Below are 20,203 nucleotides of genomic sequence, written 5' to 3' on the forward strand. Positions count from 1 at the left end.
ACAGGAGATCCGCATGTCGGTACTGGCGATCCTCATGATTTCGGGGCTTTTCGTGCTGGCGGCGATGGTCGGCCTAGCGGACGCTTTCCTGCATCTGATCCTGTGGATCATCGGCCGACTGAGGACCCCGAAATCCGAGCGGCCGGTTCAGCCCCCCGCGCAGGGGATCACCGCGTAGCGCGGAGCGATCAGCCAGCTATTGCCCCCGATATTGCCGACCAGTTCCAAGGCGTAGGGCGCCTTGGGCGACCAGTCCCGAGCCTGAAGACCCTGGTCCAGCGCCGCTGGCGTCCAGCGTGGCCAGACGATCCAGGCCGGCGCGTCCTTCGCCGCGCAGAAGGCCCGCACCTGATCCAGCCTGGGCGCGGGCGGCCGCGTCGGATCCACGCTCAGCGGCCGCATCCAGTCGTCGCCCACGAAGCCGCCGGCGCGCAGCCGGCCCACGCGGTCGCGCAAACCCATCGCCAGCGGCCGGGAGAATACGACCCCGGCGCTCTGCACCTTGCTGGCCCAGCTGGGCCGTCCGATCAACTCCCAGGGCTCCATGTCCCCGACCAGCCAGAGGACCTCACCCGGCTTCCCGGCGGTCATGGCCGCCAGCGCGGGATCAAGGCCCTCGTCGCGATGGCGGACATAGTCCGAGCGGTCGTCCCAAGTCAGGGCCGCGAGCCCGCCGATCGCGGCGACGGCGAGGATGGCCATCCCCGGCGAAGGCGCGCGCCAACCGCGACCGATCCATACGGCGATGACCGTGGCGACGACGAGACCGGGCGCGACGCTGTTCCAGACGAGCCCCTGGCTGAAGGGCCAGGCAGTCGGCATGTTCGAGAGGGCGTGAAGCAGCCCAAGGCCGCGCACGGCCCCATAGAACGCGATCGACAAGGCCAGAAACCCGATCGCGATGCCGGTGAACAGCTTGGGTCGGCTGAACTCCAGCCTGTCTCCCAGCAGCGCCAACAGAAGTCCGACCGGCGCGAAGATCAGGCCCAGGTCCCCCATGTCCCGGAACAGCCAGGCCGCGACGAGGAAGGACAGGCTCAGCCAGCCGGCGGGACCGCGCCGAGGCAGCTCGATCGCCAGCAGCGCCAGGCAGATCGTCGAGAGCACCGCCATCGGCTGCAGCATTCGCCAGGTCTGGACTTGCAGAAACAGCAGCAGCGAAAGGCGATCAGCCAGGATCTCCACGGCGACGACGCCCACGAGGCCGGCGATCAGCGCGCCCAGCGCCAGGCGACGCGGCGCGCCGCTCAGCAGCAGGGCGCCCGCCGCGACCGTGCAGGCCTGGGCGGCCATGCGGCTCCACGCCTCGGGTTTCCAGAACATCGGGAAGAGGACCGGGCTGCGCGCCTCGACCACCGCGCGCCAGTCCGGATCCATGACGGTGACGATCCGCTCGGCGACCGGCAGATGCAGCAGGCCCGCGACGGTCAGCAGCGCCAGGCCGACCAGACCGGCCCAAAGCCAGCGGCGGTCCTCGAGACACATGGCCATGGCGATGGCGGCGGCCGAGCACAGCCCCATGATCGGATGGAACACCATGCCAAGGCCGCAGACCGCCAGGGCCAGGAACCGCCGGCCGGAGAGATAGACGCCCATGCCCGCCAGGCCCGCCGCTTCGGCCAGGCCGCGCGGCGTCGCCAGCGGCTCGCCGAAGCTGATCACGTCCATCGGACCGTACAGCGGCGGCAGCGCGACCAGGAAGACCAGGGCGGCCCAGCGCACGGCGGGCGGACGATCGGCCAGCAGTCGCTGGACGAGGAAGGTCGCGGCCGCGAACCACAGCAGCAGCGTGACGACGACGATGGCGAGGGTCCCGGCCTGCAGGCCCAGGCCCTGGATCAGCTTGGACAGCATCGGCGTGTAGAGGCTGAACCCGAACTGGCCGTCGTTGACGAACATCAGGTCCTTGCCGATGTCGCCCCAGCCCGCCTTGGCCATGGCGTCGGCCACGTACAGCCGCGCGTCATGGCGCACGCCCTGATAGGGCCGGCTGAGCAGGAAGAGGCCGAACGCGGCCAGAATCCCAAGCCACGGCCCCTTGATCAGGCCCTGGAGACGTTGGCGCGACGCGGTCACGGCTGGATGGCGGGCGAGCGCCCGGCGCGGAACAGCAGCGCCTTGCGGACGACGAAATTGAAGACGAAGACGATCCCGGCCGTCGGGATCTTGGCCAGCCCCGGCCCCATATGCAGTCCCCCGACCCACAGCGCCATCAGCCCCTGGGTCAGGACCAGACCCGCCAGGCCCACGGCCAGAAAGCCGGCGAACTCGCTCCGGCGGTCGGCGACCGCGCGGTGACGGAAGACCACGGAGACCGAGAGAGCGTAGGTGACGGCCATCCCGCTCAGGAAACCCGTCGCCGACGCGACCAGGTAGTTCACGCCGAGGCGTGTCAGCAGCAACAGCAGCCCCCAGTCCAGCCCCAGCGCCAGGGCGCTGGCGAAGCCGTAGAGAACGAGCTCGCGCAGCCCTTCGGGCAGACGCCTCCAGAGCCGCGTCACCTCGCCCATGATCAGGCGGCGACCTTCTTGGGCACGGCGCGTTCGCTGCGCAGGGCCTCGCGCGCGCCCGAGACGCCGGCTTCGCCGTACTCGGCGTCTTCGTTGACCTCCCAGACGTCGTGGATCAGCTCGCCGGCGATGATGTTCTCGGCGGTGAGGACGCCGGTCATCATGGCGTGGTCCTGATTGTTGTACTTGTGCATCCCGTTGCGGCCGACCAGGTGCAGGCCCGGGAAGTGCATCTTCAGATCCAGGCGGATCATCTTGATGTGCTCGGCATAGGCGTCGTCATAGACCGGATAGGCCTTGTGCTGACGCACCACGCAGGCGTCGTAGACGTCGGCCGGGTCCATCAGGCCGATCTTGCCGATCTCGCGCTTGGCCTGGGCGACCAGTTCCTCGTCCGAAGCGGTCCACAGGCCGTCGCCCTCGAAGCAGAAATATTCCAGGCCCAGGCACGTCGAGACGCCGTCCGGGATCATTTCTGGCGACCACGAACGGAAGTTCTGCACCCGGCCGACCTTCACCGACGGATCGTGGATATAGATCCAGTTGTCCGGCAGTTCCTTCTGCGGCTTGCCGATCAGCACGACCGTCAGGAAGTCGCGGTACATCAGCTCGCCGGCGTGGAACAGGCTGATCGGGGTCGGGCTGATGGCGCCCATCAGCTCGCGGATCGGGGCCGAGGAGACGACGTCGTCGGCGGTGTAGATTTCCGTCTTGCCGTCGTGGCTGGTGACAGAGACCGTCCAGATCCCGGCCAGCTTGTCATAATGCAGGCCATCGACCTTGCGCCCCATGCGGACCTCGCCGCCCAGGGCGGTGATCTTCTCGGCGCAGGCCTCCCACATCATGCCGGGACCCTTGCGGGGGTAGCGGAAGCTCTCGATCAGGGTCTTGGGCGAGCCCTCCACGGTCGCCTTGGCCTTGACGCCCAGCGAGCGCTTCAGACCGTCGATGATCGCCGCGCCCAGGTCCAGGCCCTTGATGCGCTGGCTGGCCCAGTCGGCCGAGATCTCGTCGCAGCTCATGCCCCACACCTTCTCGGTGTAGGTCTTGAAGAAGATCGAGAACAGCTTCTCGCCGAACTGATTGCGGACCCACTGGTGGAAGGTGGTCGGGTTCTCGATCGGGTTCAGCTTGGCCCAGCCGAACGAGGCCATGCACTTGGTCGCCGTCCAGACGCCCAGATTGGCCAGGGCCTCGAAGGCCTTCAGCGGATAGGCGTAGAACTTCTCGCGATAATAGATGCGCGACAGGCGCGGCCGGTCGATGAAGTCGTCGGGCAGGATCTCGTTCCAGAGGTCGACGATCTCCTTGCTCTTCGAGAAGAAGCGGTGGCCGCCGATGTCGAACTTGAAGCCCTTGTAGTCCACGGTGCGGCTGATGCCGCCCACATAGACCGGGTCCATTTCCAGCACGGTCACGCCGCGCCCGGCCTTGGCCAGGGTGTAGGCGGTGGTCAGGCCGGCCGGACCGGCGCCGATCACCAGGGTTTCAACGTGCTGGGCCATGGCCCCCTCCAAATGCCGCTTCTGGGCAAATCCCGTTTCGACACACAGGATGGGGCTCCTTGGTTAAGGCGATGTCCCCAGGCTTGGTGAATCCGCGTTAATTGTGAATGACGGCTGTTCGCGCCGCATCGCGGTCTTGGAACGCGAGCGACGCCATGGCACGTTGACGGCGGACACCGCTCCGCACCGGGCGCGCGCACCGCCGTTCCCGCCCCATCCCGCAAGAGAGACAGAGCGATGACCTCATCGACCTCGACCATTCGGTTCGGCCGTCTGGCCGCGTCCGCCTTCACCCGCGACATCCAGGCGTCCTTCGCCTTCTATCGCGACGTGCTGGGCTTCGAGGCAGTGTTCCAGAACGGCGACCCGGTCGGCTTCATGATCCTGGTGAAGGACAAGGCCGAGCTGCATCTCAGCCTAGTCAGGGACCACAAGCCCTCGCCCCCCAACATCGCCCATCTGATCGTCGACGACGTCGACGCCCTGCACGATGTGCTGGTCGCCGCCGGCGTGAGGATCATCAAGTCTCTGGCCGACAAGGACTACGGCCTGCGCGCCTTCGTCTTCGCCGATCCCGACGGCAACCGTATCGACGTCGGGCAGCCCATGGCTCCGGTCGCCGAGGCCGCCCTCCATGTCGAGCGCCGCCGGGCGCCGGGCTCGACCTTCCGCAATGTCGGACTGGCGGACACCGTGTTCGAGGACGTCAATCTTGGCGGCGCGCGCTTTTCCGACGTCAACCTGGCCGGCGCGCGACTGGAGAACGTCAACCTCTCGGGCGTGACCATCGACAACGCCAATATCGAGGGCCTGACGATCTTTGGCATCGACATCCACGCTCTGGTGCAAGAAAGCCTGAAGCGGGGCGGCTGAAACAACGCGCGGAAACGCGCGGCCGCCGGCTTTCAGCCAAAGCGATGCGAAAACAAAAGCCTGGAGCAAGCCCCCGCGGCTTGCTCCAGATCACATCCGTCGCCGCTTAAGCATCCTTCCCGACACAACGGCGTTGTGTCGCTCGAGGGACCTTAACCGGTGAGGACAACATGCCCCGTCTCATCATCGTCGGCCTGACCGTCGCGGCCATGGCCTTGCCCGCCGTCATGGCGCCCACCGCGGCCGACGCCGCCTCGTGCCGAGAACGCAAGGCCACCGGCACGGTGCTGGGCGGCCTGGGCGGCGCTCTGCTCGGCAACGCCGTCTCCAAGGGCGGCGGCGGCCTGATCATCGGCGGCGTCGGCGGCGCGCTGGTCGGTCGCGAGATCGGCAAGAGCGGCTGCCGTACTCGCACGGCCTACTACGCGCCCGCGCCGCGCCCGGCCGCGAGGTCCGTCGAGCCTCGGCCCGTGCGCCAAGTCTACTATGACGCCCGGGGTAATCCGGTCGCCGCCTACGGCGGGACCTATCAGACGGTCTCGACCAGCCCGCCCGGCGGCGCCTGCCGCAACGCGACGATCTCCTATTACGACGATCGCGGTCGCCTGGACCATCGCGACGTCCAGATCTGCCCCCGCTGACCTTCAACCCCCACGGAAAACCAGATGATCCGCAAGCCCGTGATGGCCGCCCTGGCTATCGCCGCCCTGGGACTCGCCGCCTGCGAGGACCGCCACGAAGCCATGGCCAATCCCAAGATCTGCGCCGACTTCAAGACCAATCCCGGCGCGTCGGCGGCGGCCGATCCCTCGACCCCGGTCGAGGAATGCGCGCGCCGCTGGGCCTATAGCCTGGCCGGCTCGAAGGACAGCGCCGAGGTAGTGGCCGACGCCGTGGTCGCCGCGTGCGCGTCGGCGCTCGGCAAATGGAACCAGGCGTCGCTGGGCCAGACCGCGCCGGGGGCCGAGCAGGCCCTCAGCCTGACCACCGGCCAGCCGACCAACCCGCTGGCCGAGCACAACGCCTTCGCCCAGGGCCGCGCCCTGCTCTATGTGGTCGAGGCCCGCGCCGGCCGTTGCAAGCCGCCGCCGGTCAGCAACGGCGTTCCGGCCGGCCTTTAAAGGCTAGGCTTCAACGCCCTCTGCGAAGCGCTTGGCTTGGGCGATCCAGGCGTCGCGCTCGGCGCGGCCCTTGAGGTTCAGCAACTGGTCGAACGAGGCCAACTCGTCGGGAGTCCAGGCGGCGATCTGGCTAAAGGTCGTCACGCCAAGCTCGCCCAGCGAGGCGGCCAGCTTGGGGCCGACGCCGACCAGGCGCGTGAGGTCGTCGCCAACCTGGGTCACGGCCGCCTGGACCGCTTCGGCGGCGGCTTCCACGGCCGGTTCGACCGGCTCGACCGCGACCGTTTCCACCGTCTCGGCGGCTTCGACCACCGCCTCGGCGACATCTTCATTGGCGGCGGCGATGGCTTCCACGGCCTGCTCCGCGACCGGCTCGACGGTCTCGTGAACCGCTTCGGGGATCGCGGCGACCGCCTCGATCACCGGTTCGGGCTCGGCGAGCGGCGTAGCCTCGACCGGCGGCGCCACGGGTTCCGGGGCCACGGCCATCAGCGCCTCGAGGTTCACCGCCTCGCGCCAGCGGGACGCCCACCACCAATAGGCCGCGCCGGCCGCCGCCGCGCCGCCGAACATCGCCCACAGGGGCGAGATCGCCCCGACCGCCACGCGCGGCGCGGTCTCGGGCTGGACCTTGTCGCTGGAATACTCAGGAAGAAAGCTGAAGATCGAAACCATGGCGCGCTCCGCAGGCGATAGGTGAAACCCCGATCTATTGCGGTGCAGCATAACACGGAAAATACGTTCGCGAGTGCAAAAATATTGCCGTAAGGGCAACTCGCGACCTCAAGCCAGTCCGACGGCCTTCAGAGCCACGCCCGCCACCACCAGCGCGGCGACGAGACCCAGCATCGGCAGCCGCGTGGCGAAGGTCAGCATCAAGGCCAGGATCGTCAGACCCGCCGCCGCGGGGTCAAGACTGGAGAAGTCCGGCGCCAGCGCGCGCAGCGGTCCCAGCGTCACCGTCCGACCGCTGCGGAACAGCAGGTGGACGGCGAACCAGAAGGCCAGCTGGCCGATCACCCCCACGGACGCGGCGGAGATCAGCGCCAAGGCCCGGGCCGGTCGCGGCCGGCGGCCCCAGCGCTCGAACAGCGGCCCGCCGCCGAAGATCCACAGAAACGATGGCGCGAAGGTCGTCCAGGCCGCCATCAGCCCGCCCAGCAATCCCAGCGTCCACGCCCATTCGGGCGCGGCGGTCTGATACGCGCCGACGAAGCCGACGAAGACGAAGACCAGGATCAGCGGTCCCGGCGTCGTCTCGGCCAGGCCCAGGCCATCCAGCATCTGGCTCGCCGTCAGCCAGCCGAACACCGAAGCCGCCTGCCCCAGATAGGCCAGCGCCGCATAGGCGCCGCCGAAGCTGACCGCCGCAAGTCCGCCGAAGGTCAGGCCCATCCAGGCCAGCGGCGAGCCCGGCGCTAGGACCCAGGTCAAGGCGATCGGCGCCAGCCACAACGCCAGGCAAACCAGCGCCGTGCGGGGACGTCCGGCGACCGGCGCGCCATCGGACGCGGGCGCCTCGCCCTCGCCGTCTCGCGCGGTCAGCCAGCCCAGCAGGCCCGCGCCGAGCACCACCAGCGGAAACGGAACGCCGCTGAAGGCCAGCAACACGAAGGCGGCGGCGCAGACGAGAACGGCCATCCGGTCTTTCAACGCGCGCTTGCCCATGCGCAGCAGCGCCTGGAGCACCAGGGCGACCACCGCCGCCTTCAGGCCCAGCAGCACCGGCCCGACCCAGGTCGAGCGGCCGTGAACGACGTACAGCGCCGAAAGGCCCAGCATCACCCCAAGTCCGGGCAGCACGAACAGCAGGCCCGCCGCGACGCCGCCCCGGATCCCGTGCAGCCGCCAGCCGATCCACGTGGCCAGTTGCTGAGCCTCTGGACCCGGCAGCAACATGCAGAAGCTCAAGGCGCGGGCGAAGGCGTCCTCGTCGATCCAGGCGCGGGTCTCGACGGTCTCGCGATGCAGCAGGGCGATCTGGCCCGCCGGCCCGCCAAAGCCCAGCAGGCCGATCTTCAGCCAGACCCGCAGGGCTTCACCGAAGGCGGGCGGCGAACGCTCGCGCACGGCCCTACGTCCGCCAGACGCGCGAGCGGCCGCCGGGCTCGCCCAGGCGCGCGGCGATCCAGTCTCCGGCCTCTCCCGCCGCCGGGTCGACGGCGGCCGGCGCGCCGATCATCACCATCGCGCAGCCGTTCATCTTCATGGGATCGATCAGGGGCCGAAGGCGCAGTTCCGCGACGAGCAGGTCTCCGGTGACGGTCTCCATGTCCCGCAGGAAGGCGTCGAACGTCTCCAGATCCTTGATCGGCAGCCAGATGGCCAGGGCCGCGTCCGGGGCGCGCCTCAGAACCTCGCGGGTCGTGGCGACGATGCGGTCATAGTCGTCTGGCCGCTCGAACGGCGGGTCGATGACCACGAAGGCTCGGCCGCCCTTGCCGGCTTGTCGCGCGGCGGTCTCGAAGCCATCGGCTTGCGCGACCAAGCAGGTCGGCAGGGTCGCCAAGGTCCGCCGCAGCAGCGCGACGTCGTCCGGACGCAGCTCGCAGCCGGTGTAGCGATCGCTCTTGCGCAGATGCCCGCCGAGCAGCAACGGCGAGCCGGGATAGAGGTCGGCGTCCGATCGGCTGAGCGCCGCGACCGCCGCCAGGAGCGGCGCGAACACCGACGGCGCGTCGGTCGCCCGCCGCAGGCGCGAGATCCCCGCTTGCGCCTCGCCCGATCGCCGCGCCATCTCGCCGGCCAGGTCGTAGGCGCCCGCGCCGGCGTGAGTGTCGATCACCGCCAGCGCCTCGCTCTCGGCTTGCAGCGCCGATAGCAGGGCCAGAAGGATCGCGTGCTTGTGCAGGTCCGCGAAATTACCGGCGTGGAAGGCGTGGCGGTAGTTCATGGCCCGCTCCCTACCACGCCCCGTGCGCGCGGCCAGCCTCGCGCAGTTCGGCGATCATCGTGTCCTTCAGGGTCTGGGGCGCCACGATCTCGATGTCGCCGCCCCAGGTGAAGAGGTGCCAGGCCAGCTCCCGCATCCCGCCGGCCCGGAAGGTCACCGTGACCGAGCCGTCCGGATCCTGGGTCACCTTCTGGGTCGCGTGGAAGCGCCAGCGCAGCGCGTCCTCGGCCCGGCTGGGCTTGATGCGCAGGACCACGTCCTGGATTTCGTCGTGATAGATGCCGAAGCTCTCGTCGGCGAAGGCCTGCAGCGAGAAGTCCTCGGGCGGCGGCGCGGGGGTGTCCAGCACCTTCAAGTCGCTCATCCGGTCCAGGCGCCAAGAGCGCGGCTTGCCGCCCGCGCCCTCCAGCGCGACCAGATAGTTGCTGCGCCCGAACAAGACGCCCAGCGGCGTCACCTCACGCCGGCGTCCCGGCGTGCTGCCGCCCTCGTAGCGGAACGACAGCCCCGAGAGGCCCTTGATCGCCGCGCGGATGGCGCTGAGCACTTGCTGGTCCTCGAACGGACGCGGACCCGCGTGAACGGCGATGGTCTCGGCCTGGACCAGGGCCTCGACATCGGGGGCGACGCGCCGACGCGCCGCGCCGCGCAGGGCCGATAGCAGCTTGCCCTCCAGGGCGTACAGCGAGGCGGCGCGGGCCTCGGCGCCGGAGGCCTTGTAGCCATCGGCGGCGGTGCGCAGGGCGGCCAGCTCCTCGGCGGTCGGGGTCTGGAACACGCCGTCCAGACCCGAGGGAATGCGGAAGCGCTTGGTCGGCGGGTCGTCGATCGCCTCCATTTGCGGGAAGGCCGCCCAGACCGCGTCGCGCATCCGCTCGGCGGTGCGGCGGCCGACGTCCAGGGCGCGCGCCATCTCGTCCAGGGTCATGCCCTCGGCCGAGCCAGCCAGCATACGGGCCAGGTCCAGCAGGCGGGTTGCTTTCTCGTGTCTCATGAGCGGCACTCTATACGACCGTTTCTGTCGCAAGGCCCGCACATTCTTCAGGCATCGACACTGGAGAACCCGATGTCCCGCGAAATCCGCTCCGCTTTGGCCCGCTCCTTTTTGGCCAGCCCCTCTTGGGCCTGCCCCGCCTGGGCGGTGGCGCCGGTCAGCCAGGCCTTGATCTCGGCCGTGATGGACTTCGCCGACATCCATCGCGAACTCGGCGGCGGCCGCACCCTTCGCCGGATCAGCCACGAGCGGGCCGCCAAGGCCGACATGTTCCTGCTGCTGGGTCGCGACGTGGAACGGGTCACCGATATCGGTCTCGTCTGGAACGACCGCGAGGATCAGATCGTCCGCGTCATCGACGACGCCGAACTGCGCGAGTCGCGCCTGACGGCCTGGGAAGAGGCTTTCGACCTGTTCGAGACCGAAGAGACCGATGAAGCGGCCGAACCGATGCGCCTGGTCGCCTGACGCGGACGTCGCGGCCTCCGCCTTCGCCACCTCAGCGCGCGGCCAAGGCCACGCTTCTGCCTAAAATCCGAGACCGATCGCCGCGCAAAGGGGCGCCCATTGGGCGCTCGCGCGGCTGTGGCGTTTTTCTGACAGCCCACCATTGCCGAACGCCGAAACTCTGATCCCATGAATAGATCGGACAGTACCCGATGTATTTTTAGTGCCCGCGTTAAAAACGATAAACTCGGGGAGAAAAACGTCATGGAGAAGGAATCCGGCATGCGCCAATAAACACAATGAGGGGGCTATTAATGACTCAAGGCTTTAAACCCGCGCTGTTGGCGGGTATTTCCGTTCTATCCATTACTCTCGGATACTCGGCGAGCGCTCTGGCCGCCGCCGCGCCAGCCGCGGCCCCGACACCGGGGACCGAAGTCGACACCGTGATTGTCACCGGCACGCGCCAGACGGGCCTGCGTGTCGTCGACAGCCCGGCCCCCGTTCAGGTGGTCGACACCAGCACGCTTGAACGCACCGGCCAGGTGGACCTGCGCCTGGGCCTCGCCAATCTGGTGCCGTCCTTCAACGCCCAGGCCTTCGGCGGCGACACCGCCAACCTGACCCTTTCGGCCCGCCTGCGCGGCCTTTCGCCCAACCAGGCCCTGGTTCTGGTCAACGGCAAGCGCCGCCACACCACGGGCAACCTCGCCGTTCTGTCCGGCGTCTACCAAGGCGCCGCCGCCGCCGACCTCGGCTTCATTCCAATGGCCGGCATTGGTCGGATCGAAGTGCTGACCGACGGCGCCGCCGCCCAATACGGCACCGACGCCATCGCCGGCGTCGTCAACATCATCCTGAAGAAGAACGCCTCGGGCGGGACCATCTCGGCCACCGGCGGCGAATATTTCGATGGCGGCGGCAAGACGGCCGGCGCCTCGGTCAATATCGGCATGGCCCCGACCGAAAAGAGCTACCTGAACCTCACGGTCGAGACCAAGTACCACGGCTTCTCGAACCGCGGCCTGCCGGACCAGCGGATTTCCAACCCCGCCAGCCCCAGCTATTCGGCGACCAACAACGCCATCGAGAGCCAGATCCCGGGCTATCCGAACCTGAACCTGATCTCGGGCGACGCCGAATACCGCCTGAGCAACTTCGCCTATAACGGCGGCGTCGACCTGCCGGGCGACTTCGAGCTCTATTCGTTCGGCACCTATGGCCACAAGGACGCCTCGGCCTACGAAAACTATCGTCGTTTCAACCGCATCTCGGGCAAGCAAGGCGCGGCCGACCGTCCCTTCCCGCTGGGCTTCAGCCCCCGCGAGCGGATCATCGAGGACGACTACGCCATGACCTGGGGCCTGTCCGGCAAGGTCGCGGGCTGGGACGCGGACCTCTCGGCCACCTACGGCAAGGACGACATCGAGGTGCGCGTCGAGAACTCGGCCAACGCCAGCCTCTACGCCGACACCTCGACGCTCACGACCAAGGGCTTCACCCCGACGTCGTTCCACGCCGGACGGTGGATGACCACCCAATGGACCAACAACCTGGACCTGCGCCGCGGCTTCGACGTCGGCCTGGCCGCGCCGCTGGACGTCGCCTTCGGCGTCGAACAGCGTCGCGACACCTACAAGATCGGCGCCGGCGACACCGCTTCGACCTACAAGGAAGGCTCGCAGTCCTATCCGGGCTTCTCCAAGACCGACGCCGGCGGCCATGCCCGGACCAGCTGGGCGGCCTATACCGACCTCGCGGCCAATCCGATCACCGAATGGAAGATCGACGCGGCCCTGCGCTTCGAGCACTTCAGCGACTTTGGCGACACCACCGTCGCCAAGCTGACCAGCCGCTATGACTTCAGCGACAAGTTCGCCCTGCGCGGCACGGTGTCGACCGGCTTCCGCGCCCCGACCCTGGCGGAGTCGTTCTACTCGGCCACCAACGTCTCGCCGACCAGCGCCTTCGTGCAGTTGGCGCCGAACTCCAACGCCGCGCGCCTCTTGGGCATCGACAAGCTCAAGCCCGAAAAGTCCAAGAACTTCAGCATCGGCTTCGTGGCCCACCCGCTGCCCAAGCTGACGGCGACGGTCGACGCCTACCAGATCAAGCTGTCCAACCGGATCTTCGGCTCCAGCTCGATCTACGGGATGCGCAACGGCGTGATCGTCAACTCGAACGTCAACGCCGCCATCGCCGCCAACGGCAACGTGCTGGACAGCACCGTGACCAGCACCGGCATCAACATCTTCTCGAACGGCCTGGACACCCGCACTCGCGGCATCGACGTGGTGATGTCGTACCCGACGGACCTTGGCGACTATGGTCACATCGACTGGACGCTGAGCGGCAACTACAACCAGACCAAGATCACCAAGGTGAAGGCCGCGCCGACCGCCCTGGGCACGACCAGCGGTGCATTCCCGACCGGCCAGATCCTGTTCGCCGGCAACGCCGCCGACCTGCTGGAAAAGGCCGCGCCGAAGTACAAGGTCGGGCTGAACGGCCTCTACACCTTCCACAAGGTGTCGCTGACCGTGACCGAGACCTTCTACGGCAAGGCCGAGGCGCTTTCCGACCCCGGCACCGGCCCGCTGCTGAACACCGTGGCCAGCGCCACGGCGATCACCGACGCCGAGCTGTCCTACAAGTTCCCGATGGGCGTCACCGCCGCGATCGGGGCCAACAACCTGTTCAACAAGTATCCGGACAAGTTCTCGGCCGCCTTCCAGGCCGCCTGCGTCGCCTCCGGCTCGGGCTGCGTCACCCAGTATCCCTCGTTCTCGCCCTACGGCATCAACGGCGGCTACTACTACGGGCGCCTGACCTTCGCCTTCTGAGGCGGAGCGACGGGCTGAAACGCGAAGGGGCGGGCCGAGAGGTCCGCCCCTTTTGCTTCGAGGACGACGTTGCCAGAGGTATTCATTTCCATAATATTGGAAATATGGAATCAAAGCCCGCGATCAACATGCTCTCCGCCCTCGGTCACGAGGGCCGTCTGGCGGTCTTTCGTCTGCTGGTGAAGGCCGGCCCGCAGGGGATCGCGGCGGGCGAGATCGCGCGCGGGCTCGCCGTGCCGCCAAACAGCCTCTCGGCCAATCTCAACATTCTGTCCCACGCCGGCTTGATCGCTTCGCGACGAGAAGGACGGTCGATCATCTACTCGGCGGACTATGGCGCGATGAGCCGATTGCTGGCCTTCCTGATGGAAGACTGCTGCGGCGGCGCGCCGGAAATTTGCACGCCCCTGGACGCGATCCTCGCCCGCGCGAAGGCTTGCGCGCCCGGCTCGGCCTGCTGACATGGGACGCTTCGACGCCCTCCGACGCCTGACGGCCGAAAGCCTTGGCGCGGCCCTTTTGCTGGCCGTGGTGATCGGCTCCGGAATCATGGGCGAGCGTCTGGCGGGCGGAAACACCGCCATCGCCCTGCTCGCCAACGCGCTGGCGACCGGCGCGGCCTTGGTCGTGCTGATCGGAGTGTTCGGACCGATCTCCGGCGCCCACTTCAACCCGGTCGTGACCCTGATCGCGGCGCTGCGACGCGAGATCCCCTGGCGGCTGGCCCTGGCTTATCCCATCGCCCAGATCCTCGGCGCCATTGTCGGCGTCTGGGCCGCGCACGCCATGTTCGGCGCGCCGATCCTCCAGATCTCGACCCACTCACGGACAGGCGGCGCGCTCGTCTTGTCGGAGGGCGTCGCGACTTTCGGTCTGATCGTGACGATCCTGGGAACGGCGCGTTTCCGGCCGGAGAATACGGCGATGGCCGTCGGCCTCTACATCGTCGCCGCCTATTGGTTCACCGCCTCGACCGCGTTCGCCAATCCCGCGGTGACGATCGCGCGCTGCTTATCCAACACCTTCGCCGGCATAGCCCCGTCCAGCGCGCCGGCGTTCATCGCGGCCCAGGTCGTCGGCGCGCTGCTCGCGGCGAGCGTTCTGGGCTGGCTGCTCAAAGCGGAAAAGACTTCATGAGCGACGACGACTTTCCGATCACCGTGTTCCACAATCCGGCCTGCGGCACATCGCGCAACGCCGTCGCCATGATCGAGGCGGCCGGCCATGAGCCCAAGATCGTCGAGTATCTGCGGGCCGGTTGGACCCACGACCAGTTGCGGGACTTGGCGCGCGAAGCCGGCCTGACCTTCCGCGCGCTGATGCGCGAAAAGGGAACGCCCGCCGAAGCGCTGGGCCTTCTGGCCGACGATGTCAGCGAGGACCGCATCCTGGACGCCATGGTCGAGCATCCGATCCTCGTGAACCGCCCCATCGTCGTCACGCCGAAAGGCGTGAAGCTCTGTAGGCCGTCTGAAGTCGTGCTCGACCTTCTGGAGCGGAGGCCCGAGCGCTTCACCAAGGAGGATGGCGAGGTCGTCAAGCTCTGACGACCTCGCGCCCGGGCGCTTGGTCGCGCCGGCCCTACAACCCCTTGCCCATCCGGATCAGCGGCACGCGGTAGCTGGTGGAGGTCTCGGCCTCGAACGGCTCGATCTCGTGGTAGCCGCACGCCCGGTACAGCGGAACGCCGCCCATCGTGGCGGCCATCTCCACGCGGGTGAAGCCCTCGGCCCGCGCGGCCGCTTCGCAGGCGTCGAGGATCATCCGCCCAACGCCCTTTCGCGTGTGATCGGGGTGGGTGTACATCGCCCGCACCCGCGCGGCGTCGACCTTGGGATCGAGCAGAGCCGCGTCACGCCCCGCCGAATGGTCGCCGCCGAACAGCGTGGCGCGCCGGCTCCAGCCGCCGCAACCGGCGATCGCCTCGTCCGCCTCGACGACGAAATAGGTGCCGTCGGCGATCAGCTGGGTGTCCAACCCCATGACCTCGAACGAGGCCCGCACGCCCTCGGGCGGCAGAAAGGCCGGCAGCAGCTCGGTGATGGCGCGGCCCATCAAGGCCGATAGCGTCGGCATGTCCTCGGGGCGCGCCAGGCGAAGGCGCGGCGCTGGGCTCGAGGCGGGCGGATTTGACATCATTTCACTCCATCGCGAGGCGGCGCGCCCGCGCGAAATAGGGATTCCGTCCGACAAAGCGCGATGACCCGCCCGCGCCCATCGATCGCACATCGGCCGCTCCGGGCGCCCAATGGCGAGGCGTCCGGCCGGTCGGCCCGGACCTCGACCGAAAACGGATTGCATCGCCGTGTGCGGACTTTCGAGATGTCACTGTCCAGCGCGGAGTCAAGTCGCTGGACCCGCGCTGGACGACGAGTCCGGCGGGCAAGCAAGGGTCGGGGGTATCATGAGCGGATTGGATGCCGGCGTGGCGGGAGGCGTGCTCACGCGCCGCCGGTTCTTCGAAAGCCTGGCCGCGGTGGGCGGCATGTCGCTGGTGCTGTCGGGCATGGAGGCCCTGGGCTATTCGATGGCCTCGGCGACCGAACTGCCGCCGGAGCTGACGGGCGGAGCCAAGGGGACCAAGGTCATCATCCTGGGCGCGGGCCTGGCGGGCATGACCGCCGCCTACGAGCTGAGCAAGGCCGGCTATCAGGTGCAGATCCTGGAGGCGCGGTCCTTCGCCGGCGGCCGCTGCCAGACCGCGCGCAAGGGCTTCAAGCACACCGACCTGATCGGCCACGAACAGACCTGCGAGTTCGACGACGGCCTGTACATCAATGTCGGCCCCTGGCGGATCCCGTACCACCACCGCTCGACCCTGCACTACACCAAGGCTTTCGGCGTACCGCTGGAAAGCTTCGTCAACGACAACGACGCCTCCTACGTCTATTTCGAGAAGGGCTCGGGTCCGCTGGCGGGCAAGCCGGTGCGCAAGGGCGAGATCGCCGCCGACATCCGCGGCTACACCGCCGAGCTGGTCGCCAAGGCCGCTAGCCAGGGCGCGCTGGACGCCCCGCTGACCGGCCTGGATCGCGAGAAGTTCATCGCCTACCTGGTCAACGAGGGCCGCCTGACCAAGGACCTGGCCTACAAGGGCACGGAAGGTCGCGGCTTTTCGATCAGCCCTGGCGCCGGCGTCGATCCTGGTCCCGGCAAGGAGCTGCCGCCGTTCGCCTTCAAGGACGTGCTGGACAGCAACGCCTGGCGGGTTCTGAGCTCGGTCACCGGCTTCGAGCAGCAGCGCACCATGCTGCAGCCCGTCGGCGGCATGGATCAGATCGCCAAGGCCTTCGAAAAGCGGGTCGGACCGATGATCCGCTACGGCGCCGTCGTCGAGAAGATCAAGCAGTCGCCGACCGGCGTGACGGTCTCGTACAAGGGCGCCGACGGCAAGCCCGGCGAGGTGACGGCCGACTACTGCCTCTGCACCATCCCGCTCAGCGTGCTCAAGCAGATCGATCTCGACGCCTCGGCCCCGTTCAAGGCGGCGATGGAGGGGGTCTCCTACGCGCCGGTCAACAAGATCGGCCTGCAGATGAAGACCCGCTTCTGGGAAGAGAAACACCACATCTACGGCGGCCACATCTATACCGACCTGCCGGGGATCAACTCGATCTCCCTGCCCTCCACCGGCTGGCAAGGGCAAAAGGGCGTGCTGCTGGGCTACTACGCCTTCGGCGGCGAGGCGGCCAAGATCAGCGCCAAAAGCCCGGCCGACCGCGCGGCCTTCGCCGTGGCGGCGGGCCAGAAGATCTTCCCCGAATACGCCGACAACTTCGAAAGCGCCTTTTCGTTCAGCTGGCACCTGGCTGAGTACAATCTGGGCGGTTGGGCCGAATGGAGCGAGGCCGGCCGCAAGAACGCGTATCCGATCCTTTGCCAACCCGACGGCCGCCTCTATCTGGCCGGCGAACATCTCAGCTACCTTGGCGGCTGGCAGGCCGGCGCCATCGAGTCGGCCTGGCAGCAGATCGGCAAGATCCACGCCCGCGTTCAACAGGCCTGAGGGGGAAATACGTGATCACCGCTCGTCGTCTCGCCGCCCTGGCGTTTCCCCTCGCCGTCGGGATCGCCGCCCCCGCCCTGGCCTTCGCCGCCAGCGGACAGCAGTTGTTCATGGACAACTGTTCGGCCTGCCACCAGCCGACCGGCAAGGGCGTCAAGGGCGCCTTCCCGGCCCTGGCCGGCTCGCCCTTCGTGCAGGGCGATCCCAAGATCGTCATCACCACGGTGCTGAACGGTCGCGCCGGGATGCCCTCGTTCAAGGATGACCTGACCGATCCCGACCTGGCGGCCATCCTGACCTATGTCCGCTCGTCCTGGGGCAACAAGGCCTCGGCCATCAAGCCCGCCGACGTCGCCGCCGCCCGCGCCGCCGCCAACGCGGCCGCCAAGGCCCGCGGCCTGCAAGCCCACTGATCCATTCCGAACGGGAGACCATCATGAAACGCCTCGCCGCCCTCGCCGCCGGCCTCTGCGCGCTCGCGGGCGCCGCCCATGCTCAGGAGATCGTCCGCGGCGGCGATCCCAAGTCGCCGATCGCCAGCGTCGTCACCGTGCCGCCCGGCTACGAGACCATCTATGTCAGCGGCCTCACCCCGGCGGTCGTCAACAAGGACGCGACGGGTCCGGCCATGTTCGGCGGCGACACCAAGACCCAGACGATGAGCGTCCTGACCCGCATCCAGGACACGCTGAAGAGCCAAGGCGCGACCATGGCCGACGTCGTGATGATGCGCGTCCTCCTGGTCGGCGACCCGGCCAAGGACGGCAAGATGGACTTCGCCGGCATGATGGAGGCCTACAAGACCTTCTTCGGCACGGCCGAACAGCCCAACAAGCCGGCCCGCATCACCAGCCAGGTCGCCTCGCTGGTCCAGCCGGGCATGTTGGTCGAGATCGAGGTCCAGGCCGCCAAGAAGGTCAAATAGCCGGACCCAGCTTCGGATTTCACCGTTTCGCGAAATTATTTTCGTGACAACGTTGTCAAGCGAAATTCAAACAGCTATATGGAACCCAGCCCTTTCGGGCGTTTCCTCCCAATGACTCGGCCGCCCTCTTCTCCTGGAGGGCGGCCGTTCTTTTGTGCGCGGGATGCCGCGAGGCTGTCTCCGGATCGCTATCGGCCTAATATCCGGGCATGTTGATCGCCCTGCTTCTCGCCGCCAAGATCGTCGCGCCGGGGCGGCTTCCGCCCGCCGCCGAGAAGGTCGTGCGCGAGGTCCTGCACGCCCATATCTACGACACAGCTCAGGCCGACCTGAACAGGGACGGCCGGGCAGAGATCTTCGTCTATGTGAAGGACGAGGACCATTGCGGCAGCGGCGGCTGCAATCTCTACGTCCTGTCCCCGAACAGAGCGAACTATCGCGTCGTGCTTCACACCATGATCACGCGCCCGCCGATCCGTCGCCTGGCTACGAGCACTCACGGCTGGCGCGACATCGGCGTGCTGGTCGCCGGAGGCGGAGTCCAGCCGCACGAGGCGCGGCTACACTTCAACGGCAAGCGCTACCCCGGAAATCCGTCGATGGTTCCAGCCACGGCGATGAACGCCAAGGGCGAGACTCTGATCGAGGCCGAACGCCAGCCTTAGCGCGCCTTGGCCGAAACCAAGCCGCCTAAGCCGTGATGACGCGGCCGCCGCTCGCGGTGACCGCCCAAGGCGTCAGCCGCGCCCCGACGCACGGACCGCCGACGCAGGCGCCCTCCTCCACCGTGAACACCGCGCCGTGCCACGAGCAGGCGATCAGGCCGCCGTCCGGCGTCAGGTACTGGTCCAAGGTCTGGGCCAGCGGCAGGCCGGCGTGCGGGCAGCGGTCGACATAGCCGAACACCGCCTCGTCTTTCCGGACCACGAAGCCGTGGAACCGCTTGTCGCCGATCTGGAGGACGTAGTTTCGCGCGCCGCCGTCCTTGATCAGGTCCAGCGGGCCGAGGTTCACCCCGGCGGGCGTCGACCAGACCCGCCCAACCGACGCGGCGCCGTCGTCCGTCAAATCCGCTCGACCGTCTGTTCGATGGCGCCGAAGATCGAGTGGCCCTTGGTGTCCTTCATCTCGATGCGGACGGTGTCGCCGCCCAGCAGGAACGGCGTCTTGGCCGCGCCGGTCAGGATGGTCTCGACCGTGCGCAGCTCGGCCAGGCACGAATAGCCCACGCCCCCTTCCGAGATCGGCTTGCCGGGACCGCCGTCGGCGCCGCGATTACTGACCGTGCCCGAGCCGACGATGGTGCCGGCGCAAAGCGGACGGGTCTTGGCCGCGTGGGCCACCAGGGTCCCGAAGTCGAAGGTCATGTCGACGCCGGCGTCGGCGCGGCCGAAGTCCTTACCGTCCAGCTCGACCAGCAGGGCGCCGTGCAGTTTGCCGTCCCTCCAGGCATCGCCCAGGGCGTCGGGCGACACGGCGACCGGCGAGAAGGCGCTGGCCGGCTTGGACTGCACGAAGCCGAAGCCCTTGGCCAGTTCGGCCGGGATCAGGTTGCGCAAGCTGACGTCGTTGCACAGCATGACCAGGCGGATGGCGGCCAGGGCCTCCTCGCGGCTCGCGCCCAGCGGCACGTCGCCGGTGATCACCGCGACCTCCCCCTCCAGGTCGCAGCCCCAGCCGGCGTCGGCCAGCGGGATCGGATCGCGCGGGGCCAGGAAGCCGTCCGACGCGCCCTGGTACATCAGCGGGTCGGTCCAGAAGCTCTCGGGCATCTCGGCGCCCCGCGCCTGACGGACCAGTTGCACGTGATTGACATAGGCCGAGCCGTCGACCCACTGAAACGCGCGCGGCAGCGGGCTGAGCGCGTCGTGCTCGTGGAAGCGCGCCTTGGGCGCCGCGCCGTGCTCGAGGCTCTCCGCGAGGCCCGCCAGCATCGGTCCGCAACGCTCCCAATCGTCCAGCGCGGCCTGCAGCGTCGGCGCGATGGTCCCGGCGTCGGTGAACCAGGCCAGGTCGTTGGAGACCACCACCAGCCGGCCGTCGCGGCCGCCCTTGAGAGACGCGAGCTTCATCAGCGCTTCCTTTT

Annotated in this window: 23 protein-coding genes; 13 read left to right on the plus strand and 10 right to left on the minus strand. The window is 68.3% G+C overall.

The window, feature by feature from the left end; all coding sequences use genetic code 11:
- Positions 1-13: 13 nt before the first annotated feature.
- Positions 14-178 carry a hypothetical protein gene (locus FCU40_RS05665; protein ID WP_168073527.1) on the plus strand — a complete coding sequence of 55 codons (165 nt, stop codon included), beginning with the start codon at positions 14-16 and terminating at the stop codon, positions 176-178.
- On the opposite strand, the gene FCU40_RS05670 is transcribed toward FCU40_RS05665, so the two are convergent.
- The 3 genes from FCU40_RS05670 to FCU40_RS05680 are packed head-to-tail and all read right to left on the minus strand — an operon-like array spanning position 148 to position 4,015.
- Positions 148-2,076: a hypothetical protein gene (locus FCU40_RS05670; protein WP_168073529.1), complete on the minus strand. Its 1,929-nt coding sequence runs from the start codon at positions 2,074-2,076 to the stop codon at positions 148-150. The genes FCU40_RS05665 and FCU40_RS05670 overlap by 31 nt on opposite strands.
- Positions 2,073-2,510, minus strand: coding sequence for a GtrA family protein (locus FCU40_RS05675; RefSeq protein ID WP_168073531.1), 438 nt, complete (start codon positions 2,508-2,510; stop codon positions 2,073-2,075). Before FCU40_RS05675 ends, FCU40_RS05670 begins: the two co-directional genes overlap by 4 nt.
- A 2-nt stretch (positions 2,511-2,512) precedes the next feature.
- Positions 2,513-4,015, minus strand: a complete 1,503-nt coding sequence (locus FCU40_RS05680; RefSeq protein ID WP_168073533.1) for an NAD(P)/FAD-dependent oxidoreductase — start codon at positions 4,013-4,015, stop codon at positions 2,513-2,515.
- A 237-nt stretch (positions 4,016-4,252) separates the two neighbouring features.
- Between FCU40_RS05680 and FCU40_RS05685 the strand changes: the two genes are divergently transcribed.
- The 3 genes from FCU40_RS05685 (at position 4,253) to FCU40_RS05695 (ending at position 6,009) form a co-directional block, all read left to right on the plus strand.
- A complete protein-coding gene (locus FCU40_RS05685) occupies positions 4,253-4,888 on the plus strand; it encodes a VOC family protein (RefSeq protein ID WP_168073535.1) in 636 nt (211 codons plus the stop codon).
- Positions 4,889-5,058: 170 nt separating this feature from the next.
- On the plus strand, positions 5,059-5,529 hold the full coding sequence (locus FCU40_RS05690; RefSeq protein ID WP_168073537.1) for a hypothetical protein: 471 nt from the start codon (positions 5,059-5,061) through the stop codon (positions 5,527-5,529).
- A 24-nt stretch (positions 5,530-5,553) separates the two neighbouring features.
- On the plus strand, positions 5,554-6,009 hold the full coding sequence (locus tag FCU40_RS05695; protein WP_168073539.1) for a hypothetical protein: 456 nt from the start codon (positions 5,554-5,556) through the stop codon (positions 6,007-6,009).
- Between the two features lie 3 nt (positions 6,010-6,012).
- On the opposite strand, the gene phaH is transcribed toward FCU40_RS05695, so the two are convergent.
- From phaH to FCU40_RS05715, 4 genes are all read right to left on the minus strand, one after another.
- Entirely contained in the window at positions 6,013-6,684 is a 672-nt protein-coding gene (gene phaH, locus FCU40_RS05700; RefSeq protein WP_168073541.1) for a phasin PhaH, read from the minus strand.
- A 108-nt stretch (positions 6,685-6,792) separates the two neighbouring features.
- Complete coding sequence (gene chrA / locus FCU40_RS05705) at positions 6,793-8,079, minus strand: chromate efflux transporter (protein ID WP_168073543.1); 1,287 nt, start codon at positions 8,077-8,079, stop codon at positions 6,793-6,795.
- 4 nt (positions 8,080-8,083) lie between these two features.
- Positions 8,084-8,902: a 23S rRNA (adenine(2030)-N(6))-methyltransferase RlmJ gene (gene rlmJ, locus FCU40_RS05710; protein ID WP_168073545.1), complete on the minus strand. Its 819-nt coding sequence runs from the start codon at positions 8,900-8,902 to the stop codon at positions 8,084-8,086.
- A gap of 10 nt (positions 8,903-8,912) precedes the next feature.
- On the minus strand, positions 8,913-9,896 hold the full coding sequence (locus FCU40_RS05715; RefSeq protein WP_004619511.1) for a YafY family protein: 984 nt from the start codon (positions 9,894-9,896) through the stop codon (positions 8,913-8,915).
- A gap of 72 nt (positions 9,897-9,968) precedes the next feature.
- Here FCU40_RS05715 and FCU40_RS05720 point away from each other — a divergent pair, with 72 nt between their 5' ends.
- The 5 genes from FCU40_RS05720 (at position 9,969) to arsC (ending at position 14,733) form a co-directional block, all read left to right on the plus strand.
- Positions 9,969-10,364 (plus strand): hypothetical protein, encoded by a 396-nt coding sequence (locus tag FCU40_RS05720; RefSeq protein WP_168073547.1) that lies wholly within the window; start codon positions 9,969-9,971, stop codon positions 10,362-10,364.
- 425 nt (positions 10,365-10,789) lie between these two features.
- A complete protein-coding gene (locus FCU40_RS05725; protein WP_241693550.1) occupies positions 10,790-13,186 on the plus strand; it encodes a TonB-dependent receptor in 2,397 nt (798 codons plus the stop codon).
- A 104-nt stretch (positions 13,187-13,290) separates the two neighbouring features.
- Positions 13,291-13,647 carry a helix-turn-helix transcriptional regulator gene (locus FCU40_RS05730; RefSeq protein ID WP_168073551.1) on the plus strand — a complete coding sequence of 119 codons (357 nt, stop codon included), beginning with the start codon at positions 13,291-13,293 and terminating at the stop codon, positions 13,645-13,647.
- Position 13,648: 1 nt separating this feature from the next.
- On the plus strand, positions 13,649-14,323 hold the full coding sequence (locus tag FCU40_RS05735) for an MIP/aquaporin family protein (RefSeq protein ID WP_168073553.1): 675 nt from the start codon (positions 13,649-13,651) through the stop codon (positions 14,321-14,323).
- Positions 14,320-14,733 carry an arsenate reductase (glutaredoxin) gene (arsC, locus tag FCU40_RS05740; protein ID WP_168073555.1) on the plus strand — a complete coding sequence of 138 codons (414 nt, stop codon included), beginning with the start codon at positions 14,320-14,322 and terminating at the stop codon, positions 14,731-14,733. Before FCU40_RS05735 ends, arsC begins: the two co-directional genes overlap by 4 nt.
- A 34-nt stretch (positions 14,734-14,767) precedes the next feature.
- Here arsC and FCU40_RS05745 read toward each other — a convergent pair whose 3' ends face one another.
- Positions 14,768-15,325, minus strand: coding sequence for a GNAT family N-acetyltransferase (locus tag FCU40_RS05745; protein WP_168073557.1), 558 nt, complete (start codon positions 15,323-15,325; stop codon positions 14,768-14,770).
- A gap of 265 nt (positions 15,326-15,590) precedes the next feature.
- Between FCU40_RS05745 and FCU40_RS05750 the strand changes: the two genes are divergently transcribed.
- The 4 genes from FCU40_RS05750 to FCU40_RS05765 all read left to right on the plus strand — a co-directional run bounded on the left by FCU40_RS05750 (position 15,591) and on the right by FCU40_RS05765 (position 18,782).
- Entirely contained in the window at positions 15,591-17,192 is a 1,602-nt protein-coding gene (locus tag FCU40_RS05750) for a flavin monoamine oxidase family protein (protein WP_004619499.1), read from the plus strand.
- 11 nt (positions 17,193-17,203) lie between these two features.
- Positions 17,204-17,605: a cytochrome c gene (locus tag FCU40_RS05755; protein ID WP_168073559.1), complete on the plus strand. Its 402-nt coding sequence runs from the start codon at positions 17,204-17,206 to the stop codon at positions 17,603-17,605.
- Positions 17,606-17,628: 23 nt separating this feature from the next.
- Complete coding sequence (locus tag FCU40_RS05760; protein WP_168073561.1) at positions 17,629-18,117, plus strand: RidA family protein; 489 nt, start codon at positions 17,629-17,631, stop codon at positions 18,115-18,117.
- A 209-nt stretch (positions 18,118-18,326) separates the two neighbouring features.
- Positions 18,327-18,782 carry a hypothetical protein gene (locus FCU40_RS05765; RefSeq protein ID WP_168073563.1) on the plus strand — a complete coding sequence of 152 codons (456 nt, stop codon included), beginning with the start codon at positions 18,327-18,329 and terminating at the stop codon, positions 18,780-18,782.
- Positions 18,783-18,807: 25 nt separating this feature from the next.
- On the opposite strand, the gene FCU40_RS05770 is transcribed toward FCU40_RS05765, so the two are convergent.
- Positions 18,808-19,185: a Rieske (2Fe-2S) protein gene (locus tag FCU40_RS05770; protein WP_168073565.1), complete on the minus strand. Its 378-nt coding sequence runs from the start codon at positions 19,183-19,185 to the stop codon at positions 18,808-18,810.
- Positions 19,182-20,189 (minus strand): fumarylacetoacetate hydrolase family protein, encoded by a 1,008-nt coding sequence (locus FCU40_RS05775; RefSeq protein ID WP_168073567.1) that lies wholly within the window; start codon positions 20,187-20,189, stop codon positions 19,182-19,184. Before FCU40_RS05775 ends, FCU40_RS05770 begins: the two co-directional genes overlap by 4 nt.
- Between the last annotated feature and the right edge of the window lie 14 nt (positions 20,190-20,203).

Source organism: Caulobacter sp. SSI4214 (assembly GCF_012184455.1).
GTDB classification, from domain to species: domain Bacteria; phylum Pseudomonadota; class Alphaproteobacteria; order Caulobacterales; family Caulobacteraceae; genus Caulobacter; species Caulobacter vibrioides_E.